15 protein-coding genes are annotated in these 17170 nt (G+C 73.4%); 7 read left to right on the top strand and 8 right to left on the bottom strand.

All coding sequences use genetic code 11. From position 1 onward, the window contains the following. Positions 1-55: 55 nt before the first annotated feature. Positions 56-601, bottom strand: a complete 546-nt coding sequence (locus tag R4Z63_RS04345; RefSeq protein ID WP_037929160.1) for a gamma carbonic anhydrase family protein — start codon at positions 599-601, stop codon at positions 56-58. A gap of 160 nt (positions 602-761) precedes the next feature. On the opposite strand from R4Z63_RS04345, the gene R4Z63_RS04340 reads away from it, so the two are divergent. After that, entirely contained in the window at positions 762-1505 is a 744-nt protein-coding gene (locus tag R4Z63_RS04340) for an acyltransferase (RefSeq protein WP_384449469.1), read from the top strand. Between the two features lie 28 nt (positions 1506-1533). Here R4Z63_RS04340 and R4Z63_RS04335 read toward each other — a convergent pair whose 3' ends face one another. Beyond that, a complete protein-coding gene (locus tag R4Z63_RS04335) occupies positions 1534-2400 on the bottom strand; it encodes a DMT family transporter (RefSeq protein ID WP_037929153.1) in 867 nt (288 codons plus the stop codon). A gap of 106 nt (positions 2401-2506) precedes the next feature. Between R4Z63_RS04335 and R4Z63_RS04330 the strand changes: the two genes are divergently transcribed. Further along, complete coding sequence (locus R4Z63_RS04330; RefSeq protein ID WP_384449610.1) at positions 2507-3145, top strand: helix-turn-helix domain-containing protein; 639 nt, start codon at positions 2507-2509, stop codon at positions 3143-3145. On the opposite strand, the gene R4Z63_RS04325 is transcribed toward R4Z63_RS04330, so the two are convergent. Further along, on the bottom strand, positions 3142-3546 hold the full coding sequence (locus tag R4Z63_RS04325) for a CoA-binding protein (protein WP_384449473.1): 405 nt from the start codon (positions 3544-3546) through the stop codon (positions 3142-3144). The genes R4Z63_RS04330 and R4Z63_RS04325 overlap by 4 nt on opposite strands. A 159-nt stretch (positions 3547-3705) precedes the next feature. Here R4Z63_RS04325 and R4Z63_RS04320 point away from each other — a divergent pair, with 159 nt between their 5' ends. From R4Z63_RS04320 to R4Z63_RS04310, 3 genes are all read left to right on the top strand, one after another. Further along, the gene (locus R4Z63_RS04320) at positions 3706-4332 is read left to right on the top strand and encodes a YigZ family protein (RefSeq protein WP_384449476.1); all 627 of its coding nucleotides are present in this window, start codon (positions 3706-3708) and stop codon (positions 4330-4332) included. Between the two features lie 85 nt (positions 4333-4417). Then, entirely contained in the window at positions 4418-5587 is a 1170-nt protein-coding gene (locus R4Z63_RS04315; protein WP_384449479.1) for an exonuclease SbcCD subunit D, read from the top strand. Next, positions 5584-8595, top strand: a complete 3012-nt coding sequence (locus tag R4Z63_RS04310) for an AAA family ATPase (protein ID WP_384449482.1) — start codon at positions 5584-5586, stop codon at positions 8593-8595. The genes R4Z63_RS04315 and R4Z63_RS04310 overlap by 4 nt, the downstream gene beginning before the upstream one ends. On the opposite strand, the gene R4Z63_RS04305 is transcribed toward R4Z63_RS04310, so the two are convergent. After that, the gene (locus R4Z63_RS04305) at positions 8585-9031 is read right to left on the bottom strand and encodes an Lrp/AsnC family transcriptional regulator (protein WP_037929144.1); all 447 of its coding nucleotides are present in this window, start codon (positions 9029-9031) and stop codon (positions 8585-8587) included. The genes R4Z63_RS04310 and R4Z63_RS04305 overlap by 11 nt on opposite strands. A 94-nt stretch (positions 9032-9125) precedes the next feature. Between R4Z63_RS04305 and R4Z63_RS04300 the strand changes: the two genes are divergently transcribed. After that, on the top strand, positions 9126-9641 hold the full coding sequence (locus R4Z63_RS04300; RefSeq protein WP_384449485.1) for a rhodanese-like domain-containing protein: 516 nt from the start codon (positions 9126-9128) through the stop codon (positions 9639-9641). Between the two features lie 79 nt (positions 9642-9720). Here the strand turns inward: R4Z63_RS04300 and R4Z63_RS04295 are convergent, their stop codons facing one another. From R4Z63_RS04295 to R4Z63_RS04280, 4 genes are all read right to left on the bottom strand, one after another. Further along, positions 9721-11424, bottom strand: a complete 1704-nt coding sequence (locus R4Z63_RS04295) for a DUF885 domain-containing protein (RefSeq protein WP_304949923.1) — start codon at positions 11422-11424, stop codon at positions 9721-9723. A 251-nt stretch (positions 11425-11675) separates the two neighbouring features. Further along, positions 11676-13130 carry a GNAT family N-acetyltransferase gene (locus R4Z63_RS04290; RefSeq protein WP_037929138.1) on the bottom strand — a complete coding sequence of 485 codons (1455 nt, stop codon included), beginning with the start codon at positions 13128-13130 and terminating at the stop codon, positions 11676-11678. Between the two features lie 110 nt (positions 13131-13240). After that, positions 13241-14809, bottom strand: a complete 1569-nt coding sequence (locus R4Z63_RS04285) for an alkaline phosphatase D family protein (protein WP_384449490.1) — start codon at positions 14807-14809, stop codon at positions 13241-13243. Between the two features lie 368 nt (positions 14810-15177). Next, on the bottom strand, positions 15178-16029 hold the full coding sequence (locus R4Z63_RS04280) for an alpha/beta fold hydrolase (RefSeq protein WP_384449493.1): 852 nt from the start codon (positions 16027-16029) through the stop codon (positions 15178-15180). 288 nt (positions 16030-16317) lie between these two features. Between R4Z63_RS04280 and R4Z63_RS04275 the strand changes: the two genes are divergently transcribed. After that, entirely contained in the window at positions 16318-17085 is a 768-nt protein-coding gene (locus R4Z63_RS04275) for a GntR family transcriptional regulator (RefSeq protein WP_384449497.1), read from the top strand. Positions 17086-17170: the final 85 nt, after the last annotated feature.

The raw sequence follows: 17170 nt of genomic DNA, 5'->3' as shown, positions 1-17170 counted from the left end.
GCCCGAGGGCGTGCGCGCCGGGCGTCGCGGGCCGGGCGGGACTCCCGCGAACGCCCTAACCCCCGGGAGTGACCGAGGCGCGGTGCTGCTTGGCCAACTCCACGTACATCAGGGCATTGCCCCGGATGTGCTCGCGCTCCTCCTCGGTCAGCCGGCGGCGCACCTTCGCGGGGACGCCCGCGACCAGCGAACCGGGCGGGACGACCATGCCCTGCGGCACCAGCGCCTGCGCGGCGACCAGGGAACCGGCGCCGATCACCGCGCCGTTCAGGAGGGTGGCGCCCATCCCGATCAGGCAGTCGTCCTCGACGGTGCAGCCGTGCACGACGGCGTTGTGGCCGATGGAGACGCGCTCACCGATCGACACGGGGAAGCCCGGGTCCACGTGGAGCGTGCAGTTGTCCTGCACGTTGCTGTCGGCGCCCAGCGCGATCGGGCCGCAGTCGGCGCGCAGCACCGCCGAATACCAGATGCTGGCGCCGGCGGCGAGGGTGACCTCCCCGACCACGACCGAGGTGGGCGCGGTGAAGGCCGTGGGGTCGATGTCCGGGTTCTTCCCCCCGACACCCGCCACGAGTGCCTGGGCCGCCTGGTGCGTCATGTTCTCTTCCTCTGCCGTCCGTCGTACGCCGTCTGGGGTCTGCCGTCCTGGTGCCGCGCCAACAGCACCGTAGGGCACGGGGAGCACGGTGCCCGCGATGGGGTGAAGATCACAGGACCGTCGTCCGGACGGGGGAGGCCCGGCGCACTACCGTGGCCGAGTGCCGAAGAAACAGAACACGTTCTCATCTGTGGCCGCCCTGCGCCGCAGACTGGCGAGCCGGGCTGTCCACGCCGGCTGGCGCTGGATGCAGCAGGCCGGTGCGGTGACCGCGCAGGCTCCCGGCCGGCTGCGGTTCGGTGCGATCGGCGAGGGCACCCGCCTCGCCTTTCCGCAGGGCACGGTCTTCGGCGAGCGGTGGATCAGGCTCGGCGCGCACTGCATCATCGGCGAGCAGGTCACCCTCACCGCCGGCATGATGCCGGATCTCGACCTGGGCGCGGAACCGATGCTGGTGCTCGGTGACGGGGTGGTCATCGGCCGCGGCAGCCACGTCATCGCGGACGCCCGCATCACCATCGAGTCGAACACCTTCTGCGGTCCCGGCGTCTACATCACGTCCACCAACCACAGCTACGACGACCCGCACGAGCCCGTCGGGCGGCAGTGGCCGCGCAGCGCACCGGTGGAGATCGGACCCGGCTGCTGGCTCGGTACCGGCTCGGTGATCCTGCCCGGCGCGCGACTGGGCCGCAATGTCGTGGTGGCCGCGGGTGCGGTCGTGCGGGGCGAGGTGCCCGACCACGCGGTGGTGGCCGGTGCGCCGGCCCGGGTCGTGCGGCGCTGGCAGCCGGAGACGGGCTGGCAGCCGCCGCTGCGGACACCCGCTCCGGTGCCGATCCCCGACGGCATGACCCCGGAACAGCTGCGCGGGCTGGCCGAGCTCGCCGAGGCCGAGCGGTAGGACGCCGGGCGGCTCCGGGCTTCGGGGCTCAGCCGGCGGCCAGCAGGACCGTTCCCGCGAGGGCCAGGCCGGCGCCCGCCGCCTGGACGGTGCGCAGCCGCTCCCTGAGGACGGCGAAGGCGGCCAGCGCGGTGATCACCGGGTAGAGGGAGGAGAGCACGGCTGCCATGGTGACCGGGCCGTTCTGGGCGGCGACCGCGTACGTGCCGTTCGCCGCGACGTCTGCCAGGCCGACGAAGGCGAGTGCGGGCAGCAGCCCCCACAGGATCCGCGGGTGCGTTCCCTCCGGGAGGGCGGGGACACCGCGCCGGGTCTGCGCCCACAGGGCCGCGCCGCCGACGCTGACGTTGGTGACCCGCTGGACGAACAGGGCGAGGAAGAGCCCCGTGACGGTGGTGGAGGCCTGGGCGATCAAGGCCATCACCGCCCCGAAGCCGAAGGCCGCCACCAGGGTGAGGACCACGGCCTGCCGCTGGACGGGGGCGCCGCGCAGCTCGGGACCACCCGCGAGGACGATGCCGACGACGGCCACGGCGATGCCGGCGAACTGGCCGGGTCCGGGCCGCTCGCCCAGGAGCAGCCCGGCGGCGACGGGCACGACCACGCCGAGGGAGCCGAGCGGTGAGACCACGCCCATCGGGCCGAGGGCCAGGGCCTTGTAGAAGCTGAGCATGGCGACCGGGCCGACCACACCCGCGGCGACGGCGAACCACAGCTGGGGGCCGGCCTCGTGCCAGGCCCTCGTGCCGAGGACTACGGCACCGAGTACGACGACGGCGACGACCTGCGAGACGACCACCACGGTGAGCGCCGGTATCTTGCGGGTCAGCAGCCCGCCGCCGAAGTCGGCGAGACCCCACAGCACGGCTGTGGCCAGGGCGAAGAGGGCGGTCATCAGGGGCCTCGCAGTACAGTGCGGTGAACGCCGGAGTGCAGCATCGAATACGGAACACGGTAGTGCACCCTGTTGAACCGCAGCATCCAAAATATTGGACGGAATGGTGTCGGATCTCGAACAGCTCACCCAGGCGCTCGCCCGGAACCTCAAGAGGTGGCGCGCAGAGCGCGGCTTCACCCTGGACTCCCTGGCAGCCCGGTCCGGCGTGAGCCGCGGGATGATCATCCAGATCGAGCAGGCCCGCACGAATCCCAGCGTGGGCACGACCGTCAGGCTGGCCGACGCCCTGGGCGTCAGCATCTCCGCGCTCCTCGACCACGACCGCGGCCCCCGGGTGCGGATCGTCGCGCCGGAACAGGTGGTGCGGATCTGGTCGAGCGAGGCGGGCAGCTCGACGACCATGCTGATCGGCACGGACCAGCGCGGGCCCATGGAGCTGTGGACCTGGCACCTGGTGCCGGGGGAGGGCACGGACTCCGTCCCGCACCCCTCCGGCACCGTCGAGATGCTGCACGTCACGGCCGGTGCGCTGACCCTGGTCGTCGGCGACGAGGAGTTCCACGTCCCCGCCGGGGCCGCGGCGGCCTTCGAGGCCAACCTCCCGCACGCCTACCGCAACGAAGGTTCCGTGCCGATGGAGATGACCCTCGCGGTGTCGGTCCCTCCGGTGTCCGCCCCGGTGCCCGCGGCCACGGCGCACGCACACGGCGCCGCGACCGCGACCGGGAACGGCGAAAGCTAGAGCGCCGGGATCTCGATCGCCGGGCAGCGGTCCATCACCATCGTCAGCCCGGCCTCGCGGGTCCGTTCGAAGGCCGACTCGTCGATCACGCCGAGCTGGAACCAGACCGCCTCGGCGCCGACGGCGGCCGCCTGGTCGGCCACGGCTCCGGCCAGCCCGCTGTTGACGAAGACGTCCACCACGTCGACCTTGAACGGGATCTCCTCCAGCGAGGCGTAGCCCGGCTCGCCGTGCACGGTCTCGGCCCTGGGGTGCACGGGGACCACCCGCTTGCCGTACTGCTGGAGCACCCGGGCCACCCCGTAGGCCGCCCGGTCGCGGTTGTTCGAGAGGCCCACCACGGCCCAGGTGTCGCCGAGCTCGGTGAGGATCTTGCGAATGGCCGCCGGGTCGCCGTACACGTGCGCCGCCTCCTGATGGTGTCTTCCGTCGTCTTCCGCTGCTGCTCAGCCGGATCAACCGCACAGGCGCGCGCCCCATTCCCGCAGGGCCGACGGGGCGCCGCGCACCCCGTCGATCCGTTCGAACGCAGCGGGACGGCCACGGACTAGGGTGGAGCGGTGAAGGCAGACCAGTACGTGACGGTGGCCCGTGAGGGCGTCCACGAGTCGGAGATCAACCGCTCCCGCTTCCTGTGCGCGCTCGCGCCGGCCGCGACCGAGCCGGAGGCGCAGGACTTCATCGCGCGGATCCGCAAGGAGCACCCCACCGCCTCGCACCACTGCTACGCCTACGTCATCGGTGCCGACGCCGCCGTCCAGAAGGCCAGCGACGACGGCGAGCCCGGCGGCACCGCCGGGGTGCCCATGCTGCAGATGCTCATGCGCCGGGACGTCCGCTACGCCGTCGCCGTCGTCACCCGCTACTACGGCGGCGTGAAACTCGGCGCCGGAGGTCTGATCCGCGCCTACGGCGGAGTCGTCGGCGAGGCCCTCGACGAGCTCGGCACCGTCACCCGGCGGCGCTACCGGCTGGCCACCGTCACCGTCGACCACCAGCGGGCCGGGAAGACGCAGAACGACCTGCGCTCCACCGGCCGGACCGTGGTGGACCTGCGCTACGGGGCCGCCGTCGAGATCGAGGTCGCCCTCCCCGAGGCGGACCTGCCCGCCTTCGAGGCCTGGCTCGCCGACACCACGGCCGGCAGCGCCGCCCTCACTCTCGGCGGGGAGACGTACGCGCCCTGAGCGCCCCCGGGGACGGGTTAGCGTAGAGGGGTTCAGCGAGCGGGAGACGACCAGGGGGAGACCGTATGTGCGGCGGGGCCGGCGAGTGAAGTTCCTGCACACCTCCGACTGGCACCTCGGCCGGGCCTTCCACCGGGTGAACCTGCTCGGCGCCCAGGCCGCCTTCGTGGACCACCTCGTCGAGACGGTCCGCACGCACGAGGTGGACGCCGTCCTCGTCGCCGGAGACGTCTACGACCGTGCCGTGCCCCCGCTGCCCGCCGTCGAGCTGTACGACCGGGCGCTGCACCGGCTCGCACGGCTGGGCGTGCCCACCGTCATGATCTCCGGGAACCACGACTCCGCGCGCCGGATCGGGGTCGGGGCCGGGCTGATCGACCGCGCCGGGATCCACCTGCGCACCGACCCGGCGGGCTGCGCCGACCCGGTGGTCCTGGCCGACGCGCACGGTGACGTGGCGCTGTACGGGCTGCCGTACCTGGAGCCGGCCCTGGTCAAGGACCAGTTCGGCGCGCAGAAGGCCAGCCACGAGGCGGTCCTGGGCGCGGCCATGGACCGGATCCGGGCCGATCTCGCCGGCCGCCCGCCCGGCACCCGCTCCGTCGTCCTGGCGCACGCCTTCGTCACCGGCGGGCAGTCCAGCGACAGCGAGCGGGACATCGCCGTCGGAGGCGTTCAGGCCGTCCCCGCCTCCGTCTTCGACGGGATCGACTACACCGCCCTCGGCCACCTCCACGGCTGCCAGACGATCAGCGAACGGGTCCGCTACTCCGGCTCCCCGCTCGCCTACTCCTTCTCCGAAGCCGGCCACCGCAAGAGCATGTGGATGATCGAACTGGGCGCACAGGGAGAGATCACCGCCGCCGAGCGCGTCGACACCCCCGTACCCCGTGCCCTCGCGAGGCTGCGCGGACGGATCGACGACCTGCTCGACGACCCCGCGTACACCGTGCACGAAGAGGCCTGGGTGGAGGCCACCCTCACCGACCCGGTACGCCCCGAGGAGCCGATGGCCCGCCTCGCAGCCCGTTTCCCGCACACCCTCACTCTCGCCTTCGACCCCGAGGGCCGCCGGGAGGAGACCGGGGCCTCCTATGCCCAGCGGCTCCGCGGCCGCACCGACCAGCAGATCGCCGAGGACTTCGTCGCCCACGTGCGCGGCGGCGGCCGGCCGGACGAGGCCGAACGCGCCGTCCTGGCGGGCGCCTTCGACGACGTACGCGCCGACGACAGCCACCGGGAGATCCACCGATGAGGCTGCACAGGCTGGCCGTCACCGCCTTCGGGCCGTTCGCCGCACCCCAGGAGATCGACTTCGACGCCCTCTCCGGCGCCGGCATCTTCCTGCTGCACGGACCCACCGGTGCGGGCAAGACCTCGGTGCTCGACGCCGTCTGCTACGCCCTCTACGGTTCGGTGCCCGGCGCCCGCCAGGCCCCCGGCACCAGCCTGCGCAGCGACCACGCCGCCGCCGGCACCCCCACCGAGGTCACCCTCGAACTCACCGCGGGCGGCCGGCGCCTGGAGATCACCCGCCGCCCCGAGCAGGAGCGTCCGAAGAAGCGGGGCACGGGCACCACCAGGGACAAAGCGCAGAGTTGGCTGCGCGAGCGCACCGGCGCGGGCTGGGAGGCGCTCAGCCGATCACATCAGGAGATCGGCGAGGAGATCGAGCAGCTGCTCGGCATCAGCCGCGAGCAGTTCTGCCAGGTCGTGTTGCTGCCGCAGGGGGAGTTCGCGCGGTTCCTGCGCGCCGACGAGGCGGCCCGCGGCCGGCTTCTGGGCCGGCTCTTCGACACCCGCCGGTTCGCGGCCGTGGAGACCCTGCTCGGGGAGCGGCGCCGGGCCGCCGAGGCCCGGGTCCGGGCCGGCGACGAGAAGGTGCTGCACACCGCCCAGCGGCTCGCCCAGGCCGCCGGGGACAGCGCCGACCTGCGGGCCTGGCCACTGCCCGGACACCAGCCGGGAGACCCCGGGCTGGCCGGAGCGGTCCGTGCCTGGGCGGCCGTCGCCCGCTGCTCGGCCCGGGACCGCCTCGACGTCGCCGCGTACGCGCTCGCCGCCGTCGAAGGCCGGCACGCCGCCGCCCGGCGGGCCGCCGAGGAAGCGCGCGAGCTCGACCGGCTGCAGCGCCGGCACGCGGAGACCGTCGGCCGCGCCGCGCTGCTCGCCGAGGCCGGGCCGGAGCGGGAGCGCGTGCGCGGGCTGCTGGACGGGGCCCGGCGCGGAGCGCTGGTGGCCCCCGCCCTGGAGCTGCGCGGCGCGGCCTCCTCGGCACACCTCGCCGCCGCGCACGCCGAGACGGCCGCCCGGGCGGAACTGCCGCCCCCGCTGCGGGAGGCGGGCGCCGAGCAGCTGGCTGGCGTCGAGCAGCGGCTGCGCGAGGAACTGGGCGCGCTCGGCGCCGCGTACCGCGCCGAGCAGCGCAGCGCCGGGATCGGCCGCGAACGGGCCGACCTGGAGCGGGAGTCCCGGGCGGCGGAGGAACAGCACCAGGAGTCCGCCGAGTGGCTGGAGCGCTGGGAGGAGACCCGCACCGCCCTTCAGGAGAAGGTGGACGCCGCCCAGCAGGCCGCCACCCTGGCGGAGCAGCTGGCCGGCCGGCTGGAACCGGCCCGGATGAGCCTGAACGCCGCCCGCCGGCGGGACGGGTTCGCCGCCGAGGAGGAGCGCGCCGAGGGCGAACTGCTCGCCCTGCGCGAGGAGTCGGCGGCCGCGCGGGAGAGCTGGCTGGAGCTGAAGGAGGCCCGGCTGCGCGGAATCGCCGCCGAGCTCGCCGAGGCGCTGGTGGCCGGAGAAGCCTGCGGCGTGTGCGGATCGGCGGAGCACCCCGCTCCGGCACGCCCCGCCCCCGGCCATGTGGACCGCGCCGCCGAGGACGCCGCCCACGCCGTCCTCGAACGGGCCGAGCGGGCACGGGCCGCCGTCGAACGCCGGCTGGCCGCCGCCCGGGAGGCCCGCGCCGAGGCGGCGTCCGCCGCCGGCGACGCCACCACCGCCGAACTCCTTGGTCTCACCGCCGACCTGAGCGCCCGCCACGCCGCCGCCCACGCCGCGGCCGCCGGCCTGCACACCGCCCGCGAGCGGCTCGCCCGGGCCGAACGGGAGTACACCACGCGTAGCGCCGATCGGCTCGACGCAGAGACCCGGGCCGCCGCCAGGGCCTCCCGCCGGGAGGCCCTGGACCGGGAACAGGCCTCGCTGGAGGCCGAACTCGCCCTCGTGCGGGGCGATGCGCCCACCGTCGCGGCCCGTGCCCGAACCTTGGAGGACCGGGTCAGGACCGTCGCCGGTGCCGCGGTCTGCCTGCGCCGGGCCGAGACGGCCGCCGCCCGGCTGAAGGAGGCCGACGCCCAGCTCGCCGACGCCGCCTTCAAGGCCGGCTTCGACACCGTCGAGGCCGCCGCCGACGCGGTCCTCCCCGACTACGAACGCACCGCTCTCCAGCACCGGTTGGATGCTTGGCAGGCCGAGGAGGCGCTTTTGGCGGACCGTCTCGGCGAGAGCGGCACCGCCGAGGCGGCGGCGCTGCCCCCGGCCGCGCCGGACACCGCCGAGGCCTACGCGGTCCAGGCCGCGGCGAAGCTTCGTACGGCGGCCTCCGCCTACGACGCGGCCCGGGCCCGCTGCACCGAACTGGACCGGCTCTCCCGCCAGATGGAGCAGGAACTGCGTGCGCTCGGGCCGCTGCGCGAGGAATACGGCCGGGTGGCCCGGCTGGCCGGACTGACCGCGGGCACCTCCGCCGACAACGAGCGCAAGATGCGTCTGGAGGCCTACGTGCTGGCCGCCCGTCTGGAGCAGGTGGCCGCGGCCGCCACGGTACGGCTGCTGCGGATGTCCGGCGGCCGCTACACCCTGGTCCACTCCGACGCGAGAGCGGGCGGGCGGGGGCGCTCGGGCCTCGGGCTGCACGTCGTCGACGCGTGGACGGGCAGCGAGCGGGACACCGCCACCCTGTCCGGCGGTGAGACCTTCTTCGCCTCGCTCGCACTCGCGCTCGGCCTCGCCGACGTGGTCACCGACGAGGCGGGCGGCACGCGCCTCGACACCCTCTTCATCGACGAAGGCTTCGGCAGCCTCGACGACCAGGCGCTGGACGAGGTGCTCGACGTGCTCGACTCGCTGCGCGAGCGGGACCGCAGCGTCGGCATCGTCAGCCACGTCGCCGACCTGCGGACCCGGGTCCAGACCCAGCTGGAGGTCGTCAAGGAGCGCGGCGGCTCCGTCGTGCGCCACCGCACGGCGGCCCTCACGGACTGAGCGGGCGCCGCGGCAGCGGTGAGGAGTAGACGACGCTCGTCGTCACCGGGCCGAGCCCCGAGATCCTGCCGGTGACCTCCTCCAGGTGCCTCATCGAGCGGGCCGCGACCTTGAGGACGAAGCAGTCATCGCCCGTGACGTGGTGTGCCTCCAGGACTTCGGGGGTGGTTTCCAGGAAGTCGTGGAACGGCCGGTAGTTGCCGTGCGGATAGCGCAGCCGCACCAGCGCGAGGATCGATTTGCCGAGTTTCTCCGGGTCCACCACGGCCGTGTAGCCGGTGATCACTCCGGCCTCCTCCAGCCGGCGGACCCGCTCGGTGACGGCGCTCGCGGACATGGACACGGAGCGGGCGAGCTCGGTGAAACTCGCGCGGCCGTCGCGCTGGAGCGCCTCAAGGATCCGCCAGTCGGTGACGTCAGGGGAATATCCGGTCATGCGCCAGGTCTAGCAGGGAATTCCCCGGCCGTACAGCATAAGTGCCGGGGAATCCAACTTCCCGGCGTGATCGACGGATCGTAGATTTCTGGCCATGACGACGACACAGAACGCTTCCTCCGCCCCGGCCGACATCAACCCCGTGCTCCGTGTCCCCCCGGCCTCCCCGGCAGCCGCCGCCGCGTACTTCGCTGCCGCCCTGGCCTTCCACACGGACGTCTCGGACGTCGCGAGCGCCCTCGAAGCCCCGAGCGGGTCGGGAGCCGGGCCGGGTTTCCAGCTCATCGACACCCGCTCCGCGCCCTCCTGGGACCAGGGGCACGTGCCCGGCGCGATCCACCTGCCCACCGCCCTCATCCCGGAGCAGGCCGAGCAGCTCCTGGACAAGAACGTTCCCGTGGTGACGTACTGCTGGGGTCCCGGCTGCAACGGCGCCGCCCGTTCCGCTCTCGCCCTGGCCGAACTGGGCTTCCAGGTCAAGGAGATGCTCGGCGGCATCGAGTACTGGATCCGCGAGGGCTTCGAGGTCGAGACCGGGCAGGGCACGCGGCAGCGCGGCGAGGCCGACCCGCTGACCGCGCCGACCGGCTCGGACGACTGCGGCTGCTGACGGGGCCGCCCCACGCGCCGGGGCCGCTCGTCTCCACCGGGAGACGGGCGGCCCCGGCGGCGCGCGGTGGCACGTGCCGTCAGAGCTTCGAGAGCTCGTCCAGCAGGTCGTCCAGCCCGAGCGAACCCTGCGACAGCGCCGCCATGTGCCAGGCCTTCAGGTCGAAGGAATCGCCGTGCGCGGCACGGGCATTGTCCCGGCCCAGCAGCCAGGTGCGCTCGCCCAGCTTGTAGCCGATCGCCTGCCCCGGCATCGACAGGTAGCGGGTCAGCTCGCTCTCGATGAACTCCGCCGGGCGGCCGCTGTGCAGGCCGAAGAACTCCTGCGCGAGGTCCACGGTCCACGTCTCACCCGGGTGGAACGGCGAGTCCGCCGGAATCTCCAGGCCCAGGTGCATGCCGATGTCGACGATGACCCGCGCCGCGCGCATCATCTGGCAGTCCAGGTAGCCCAGGCGCTGCTCGGCGTCCTTGAGGTAGCCCAGCTCGTCCATCAGCCGTTCCGCGTAGAGGGCCCAGCCCTCGCAGTTGGCGCTGACCCAGCCGACGGTGGCCTGGTAGCGGGAAAGCCGGTCCGCCACGTGCGTCCACTGCGCGAGCTGCAGGTGGTGGCCCGGCACTCCCTCGTGGTACCAGGTGGACACCAGGTCGTAGACCGGGAAGCGGGTCTGGCCCATCGTGGGCAGCCAGGTGCGGCCGGGGCGGGAGAAGTCCTCCGACGGGGAGGTGTAGTACGGAGCCGCGGGGCCGCCCGGAGGCGCGATCCGGGACTCCACCTTGCGGACGCGCTCGGCCAGTTCGAAGTGGGTGCCGTCGAGGTTCTCGATGGCCTCGTCCATCAGGCCCTGCAGCCAGGCCTGGACCTCCTCCACCCCCTCGATGTGGGTGCCGTGCTCGTCCAGGTGCTTCAGCGCCTCCCAAGGGCCCACGCCCGGGAGGATCTTCGCCGCCTCGGTCTTCATCTCGGCGAGCAGCCGGTGGTACTCCGACCAGCCGTAGGCGTACGCCTCGTCCAGGTCCAGGTCGGTGCCGTTGAAGTACCGGGACCAGCGGGCGTAGCGCTCACGGCCCACGGTGTCCGGCCGGCCCTCGACGGCGGGGGCGTACACCTCGGTCATCCAGTCGCGCAGCTCGATGACTGCGGCGGTCGCGGCGGCGGCCGCCGCGTCCAGCTCGGCGCGCAGGGACTCCGGGCCGCCGGAGGCGAAGTCCTCGAAGAAGGCCGCGGCGGCGCCGTCCTGGCCGGCCCAGGTGGTCAGCTGACCGATCATGGTCCCGGTGGCGCGCGGGCCGCCGTACAGACCGCGCGCCAGACCGAGCTGGAGGGTCTCGCGGTAGCCGGTGAAGGCCGCCGGTACGGCGCGCAGCCGCTCGGCGATAGCCGCCCAGTCCTCGTCGGTGTCGGCCGGGGTCAGGGCGAAGACCTCCCGTACCGAGTGCGCGGGGCTGTGGATGTTGCTGACCGCCCGCAGGTCCTCGTCGGCCTCGTGGACCGCGAGCTCGGCGGTGAGCCGTTCACGCAGCAGACGGCCGCATCGCCGTTCGGCGTCGTCGTCGGCGCCGGGCAGCGCCTCGGCGGCGTCGAGGCGGGCGAGGGTCTCACGGGCGAGTTCGGCGGCGGCCGCACGACCGGCCGGGGAGAAGTCGGGGAGCTTGGCGGAGCTCTCGGCAACACCCAGGTAGGTGCCGGTGATCGGGTCGAGGGCGATGAGGGAGTCGACGTAGGCGTCGGCCACCTGGCGGGGCAGTTGGGGGGCGCTGCTGGTGTGGAGGGTCTCTGACATGCGGCCATCTTCGTATGCGATGCGTCCTCCCGTCATCACCGATTGCCGTCAGCCTCCTGACACGGGCTGGACTACGGCTGCCGGACCCGGCCCGGGACGAGCACCCGACGCCGGGTACAGGCGGCTTCAGGGCCTTCCGCGGAGCGTGGCCGACGAGGGGGCGGCGCGGAGTTTGGCGAAAACCTTACGGAGCCGCCCGCTCCGCCCGGAGCGGGCGGCTGCGGCCGCCGCGGCGGCCGCGGTCAGCGGGTTCAGTGCGGGCGGCGCGGAGCGCGGTGCTCGCGCGGCAGTCCGAGGGGGAGCTCGTGCGGCAGCCGCGGGCCGGCACCGGGCGCGTCCAGCCGTGCCGTGATCACCAGGGTGCCCTCCTCGATCTGGTAGTCGAGGGGGAGCCCGAGACCGCGCATCGCGGCGACCATGCCGGTGTTGGCGGCCTGGGTGACGGCGTACACGCTGTCGCACCCGGCCTCGACGGCCAGGGCGACGAGCCGGCGCAGCAGTTCGGAGCCGATGCCGCGGCGTTGCCAGTCGTCCTCGATCAGCAGGGCGATCTCCGTCTCATCCCCGTCCCATAGCAGGTGGCCGAGGGCGACGAGCTTGCCGGACGCGGTCGTGGCGGCGAGGGTGCGGCCGAAGCGGGGGCCGAGCAGGTGGCCGAGGTAGCGGTCGGCGTCGGCCACGGGTCCGTGGTAGCGCAGCCCGAGGGTCCGCTCGGAGCAGCGGTCGTGCATGGCCCGGGCCGCGGGCAGGTCGGAGCCGTCGGCGCGGCGCACGGTGATCTCGTTGCCCTCGGGGAGGGTCAGGACGTCCTGGCTGCGCGGGACGCGCGGGCCGAGCCGCGCGTCGAGTTCGACCAGGGCGCGGGCCCGCGCGAACTCGGTCGGGGTGAAGGGCAGATAGGGCCGCTCCACGGTGATCGCGCCGCCCGAGGGGTCGCGCAGCCGCATGACCGTCGCCTCCAGCACTCCCTCGACCGGGGCGTCCGCGCCCGCGTTCGGGCGGCCGGAGAGGGTGGTCGCCGGGATCGAGTGGATCGTGCAGCGGCCGAGCAGCTGGCGCAGGGCGAGGGGGAGCTCGGCGGCGTCCAGTGCGGTGCGGGTGGCCAGGCCCAGCAGTCGGGTCGGGGTGTCGACGAGGTCGTGGGCGTCGGCGCGCTCGATCCAGGTGCTGTGCCCGCCGGCCCGGGAAACGGCGCGGGTGAGGTCGCCCGAGGGGAGTTGCTGCGGGGCCCGCAGCAGGAACTCGTCCACGGTGCCGCCCTCGGGCAGCGGGTGCGTCTGGAGGGTCAGGATGTCCACGCCGTTGCGGGCGAGCGCGGTGCAGAGGACGGCCAGTGAGCCGGGCTGGTCCCGTACGGTCGTGCGCATCCGCCACAGTGCGGTGGTCCCGGCCGTGCCGGAGGCGTCGGGCGGCGAACCGGCCGGGCCGTCCGGCGGTGGTGTGCCCTTCGGTGGTGTGTGCTGCGGCGGCGCATGGCTGTGGCGCCGGGCCCACCATGTGTGGAAGGCGGCGGTCAGGAGCAGTGCGATGGCTGATGCGACCAGTAGGACCGGGCCCCTGGGGCCGTGTACGACGAGATTGGCGATGGCGTCGGCGACCGTGACGGCGCAGAACAGGGCGGCCAGTTCGACGACGTCGCGGCGCCAGTGGTGGCGGTGGGGACGCTGGGCGGAGGCGTGGGCGGAGGCGTGGGCGCGGTCAGTCATGCACGACACTGTTCCCCAAGGGTGTTGCGTGATCACGAACGATCTGTGACCGACTGGTTAAGTGTCCATCTGGCCTATTTCACCCGGTTTTTGCGGGTGTTCTAGTCAACCTACTGGCCCACACGCCCGGGCTGGAGGGTCCTGGTGAAGAGAATGCCGCCGCCCTGGCGGCGCAGCCGGACGGTGAGCTCGCCGCTGCGGCCGTCGATGCCGACCTCTCCGTAGTACGGGGGGTGCTCGGACGGCGACATATTGGCGAACGGGGCCGACTGTACGAAGGCCGTATGCGGGCCGAAAGTGGCGTCGAGCCGCCCTGCAGGGAAGCCGCCGGCCCCGATGGGGCCGGAGACGAACTCCCAGAACGGTGCGAAGTCGGCGAAGGCGGCACGCTCGGGGGCGTAGTGGTTCGCGGCCGTGTAGTGCACGTCGGCAGTGAGCCACAGGGTGCCGGTGATGCGCTGGTGCTTGATGTGCCGCAGCAGTTCGGCGATCTGCAGCTCCCGGCCCAGCGGGGCGCCGGGGTCGCCCTGGGCGACGGCCTCGAAGTCCGTCGCTCCGTCGGGGACGACGATGCCCAGGGGCATGTCGGAGGCGATGACCTTCCAGGTGGCCCGGGAACGCGAGAGCTCGCGCTTGATCCAGGCCAGCTGCTCGGGTCCGAGGATGCCGACGGGGTCCTCGGTCAGGTCGCCCGGGGAGTTCGCGTTGCGGTAGGTGCGCATGTCGAGAACGAAGACGTCGAGCAGCGGGCCGTAGCGCATCACGCGGTACATCCGGCCCTCGGCACGGCCGCCCCGTAGGTCGGTGACCGGGAAGTACTCGCCGAAGGCGCGGCGCGCACGGATGGCGAGGGTGTCGACCTCCTTGACGGTGTAGCGGAGGTCGTCGATCAACTGGCCGGGGTACCAGTTGTTGCGCACCTCGTGGTCGTCCCACTGGGCGAGGACGGGGACCTGGGCGTTGAAATCGAGGAGGTTGCGGTCGAGGAGGTTGTAGCGGAAGTTCCCGCGGAACTCGTCGAGGGTCTCGGCGACCTTCGACTTCTCCGCGGTGGTGATGTTGCGCCATACGGTGCCGTCGCGCAGCGGCACCGCCGACTTGATCGGCCCGTCGGCGTAGATGGTGTCCCCGCTGAAGAGGAAGAAGTCGGGGTCGTGCCGGCGCATCTCGTCGAAGACGCGGTAGCCGCCGATGTCGGGGTTGATGCCCCAGCCCTGGCCGGCCAGGTCGCCGGACCACACGAAGCGCACGTCGCGGCGGCGTGAGACCGGGGTGGTGCGGAAGGTGCCGTGGACGGGCTCGGCGGTGCGGCGCGGGTCGTCCGGGTCGGCCAGGACGACCCGGTAGTGGATCTGCTGTCCGGGCGGGAGGTCACGTAGGACGGTGGTTCCGGTGAAGTCGCTGGACGGACCGAGCAACGGGCCGCGGTGGCGGCGTACGGCGTAGCGGAACGCCTCGCTCGGAGAGGTCTCGACGTACATGCGCGCGAGACGGTCGGAACGGGTCCACACGGTGGCCGAGTGCGCGGTGATCTCGCCGGACTGGACGCCCCAGCGCGCGTTCGGCCGACCGGAGCGGGCGAAGGCGGGGGCGGCGAGCGGCGGAGCGGCGAGCAGCGCGGACGACAGGGCGAGGGAACCGCCGATGAGGGACCGTCGGGTGTGTGGATTCGATGCCATCGGAGCGTCTCCTGGGGGGCGGCGAGGACGGGTCGGACCAGCGTGCCGTCGCACACCGGCCCGGCCGCGTCGCCCACGCGAACCACGGATGAACAGCCGCCGGCCGCTGAACCGTTGAGCCGTGCAACCATGTGACCCCGGCTGCTCCGACGTCCTTGCGGGCTCTCCCGTGTCCTCCCGAACTGGGGTCTCCCGCGTCTTCCCGGGCCCTCTCGCGTCTTCCCGGGCCCTCTCGTCTTCCCGCGTCTTCCCGCGCCGTCCCGCGTCTTCCCGCGCCGTCCCGCGCCGTCCCGCGCTGTCCCGCGCCGTCCCGCGCTGTCCCGCGCCGTCCCGCGCTGTCCCGCGCCGTCCCGTGTCTTCCCGCTCCCTCACGCGACCGGGACGGCGGCGCTGCACGCTGTGTCCAGCACCACCCGGGAGACGAGCGCCGGGTCGTCACCCATCGGGACGTGGCCGCAGCCCGGGAGGCGGACCAGCCGTGCGCTGGGGACGGTGTGCTTGGCACGGACGCCCTGTCGGCGCAGCAGCAACCGGTCGCGGGTGCCCCACGCGATGGTGACCGGCAGCCCCGGCACGTCGTCGGTGAAGCGTGCAGAGCCACCCGCGGCCAGGGTGTCGTCGAATCCGGTGGCGTGTCGCAGGGCGAGCGTCTCGGCGACCACGGCCTCGGGCGAACGGCGGTCCGGGCGGGCGTAGATGGTGCCGGTGAGTGCGGTTCGGCCGGCGGCGCTGCGGGAGAGGTGACGGACGGCGGGCAGGGGCAGCGTCCGGGCGCCCGCCCGCATCGCGCGGAGCGCGGCGAAGGCGTATCGGCGTTCCCCCTCGGTCCAGAACCCGGCGGGGGAGAGGGCCGTGACCGAGCGGACGAGACCGCTCCGGCCCATTTCGAGGGCGAGCAGGCCGCCGAGGGAGTTGCCCGCGACGTGCGGTCGTGCGACGCCGAGCGCGGTGCACAGCGCTCCGAGCACCGGGGCCACGGTGCCGAGGGAGTACGGCACGCCGCTGGGCAGCGGCTCCGAGGCGCCGAAGCCGGGCAGGTCGACGGCTATCACATCGTGCTCGGAGGCCAGGATGTCGGCCACCGGGTGCCAGGCCTGGAGGTGGTGGCCGATGCCGTGCAGCAGCAGGAGAGGTTCGCCGGCGCCTTTGCGCTCGTAGGCGACGGTGGCGGTGCGGGGGCCGAGCGGCGCGTCGATCGTGAAGGAGACCGTGGCGGTCATGCTGCTCCTCGTCGGTTGGACTGCTGCGAGACAGGCTGTCAGGAGTGCCCACCGCCATGATTACCGTCGGGTAGCCCTTGACTACAAGCCCTTGCGGCCCACGAGAACATCCCATGAACGGCTTGATACATATGCCCGATCTGCCCGCCAAAGGTATGAGCATTGGTCTTGACCAAGGGGGTGCGCCGTCCTATCGTCGCAGGGATAGTGCAGGAACCTTTAATAAACAAGGGCGCAGAACTGCCGCTGGAACACACGGCGAGTGCAGCGATGGCAGGAGGAGTCAGGGTGGGGACCACGCAGCTGGAAACGGTGCCGGAACCGAAGTACTGGCACCTCAAGACCGTCCTCAGCGAGGCGCTCGACCAGGACTTCGCCGTCGGCGAGGTGCTGCCCAACGAGCGTGAACTCGCAGCCCGCTTCGGAGTCGCCCGCGCGACCCTGCGCCAGGCGCTGGAGCAGCTGGAGCTCGAAGGCCGTCTGCAGCGCCGTCGCGGTGTCGGCACCACCGTCGCCCCGCCGCGGGTCGGCGTCGCCGTCGGCGGCGCGCACCACAGCTGGCCCGGGGAGGCCGCCGACGGTTGGGAGCCGCAGGACACCTCGGAGTCCCTGCCGCCCGCCGCGGTGCTGGGACTCCTCGGCAGCGGCGCGGCGTTCGCCGCCGACCAGCCGGTCCACACCGTACGCCGCACCAGGATGACGAACGGTCAGGCCGTCGCCGCCGAACTGCTGTACGTTCCGGCGGCTTCGGTGCCCGGACTGCCCGCCATCGAGGCCCCGTCGGGACCGGCCCGCGCGCGTGCCGTCCTGCGCGAGCTGCAGCGGCTCGTCCTCGACGGCCAGGACCGCTCGGTGGAGCTCGGCTCCGCCCGCGCCGACGACGCGAAGGAACTGGACCGGCTGCCCGGCGCACCGGTGCTCCTGGTCACCACCCGGTACTTCACCGCCGCGGGTACGGCCGCGGTCTCGGTGGCCACCTACCGCGCCGACACCTGCCGCCTCACCTTCGGAGACACGGGCGGCGTCGAGATCACGCACGAGCCCGTCGCCTCCTGACACCCCGACCGGGCCGGTACGGCCGTGGTCTCCGTCCGGTCCCGCGTCCGTGGGGCGGGCGCGGGACCACGGCCGTACCGCTTTC

It is taken from the genome of Streptomyces sp. PL-29 (genome assembly GCF_058344425.1).
Note: the sequence above shows the minus strand (reverse complement) of the source record. Positions and strands in the feature narration are given on the sequence as shown.

Excerpts from the sequence above, each read along its gene's own strand:
- R4Z63_RS04345 (WP_037929160.1), bottom strand. The coding sequence starts at position 601 with ATGACGCACCAGGCGGCCCAGGCACTCGTGGCGGGTGTCGGGGGGAAG.
- R4Z63_RS04335 (WP_037929153.1), bottom strand. The coding sequence starts at position 2,400 with ATGACCGCCCTCTTCGCCCTGGCCACAGCCGTGCTGTGGGGTCTCGCC.
- R4Z63_RS04310 (WP_384449482.1), top strand. The coding sequence starts at position 5,584 with ATGAGGCTGCACAGGCTGGCCGTCACCGCCTTCGGGCCGTTCGCCGCA.
- R4Z63_RS04305 (WP_037929144.1), bottom strand. The coding sequence starts at position 9,031 with ATGACCGGATATTCCCCTGACGTCACCGACTGGCGGATCCTTGAGGCG.
- R4Z63_RS04300 (WP_384449485.1), top strand. The coding sequence starts at position 9,126 with ATGACGACGACACAGAACGCTTCCTCCGCCCCGGCCGACATCAACCCC.
- R4Z63_RS04295 (WP_304949923.1), bottom strand. The coding sequence starts at position 11,424 with ATGTCAGAGACCCTCCACACCAGCAGCGCCCCCCAACTGCCCCGCCAG.
- R4Z63_RS04290 (WP_037929138.1), bottom strand. The coding sequence starts at position 13,130 with ATGACTGACCGCGCCCACGCCTCCGCCCACGCCTCCGCCCAGCGTCCC.
- R4Z63_RS04285 (WP_384449490.1), bottom strand. The coding sequence starts at position 14,809 with ATGGCATCGAATCCACACACCCGACGGTCCCTCATCGGCGGTTCCCTC.
- R4Z63_RS04280 (WP_384449493.1), bottom strand. The coding sequence starts at position 16,029 with ATGACCGCCACGGTCTCCTTCACGATCGACGCGCCGCTCGGCCCCCGC.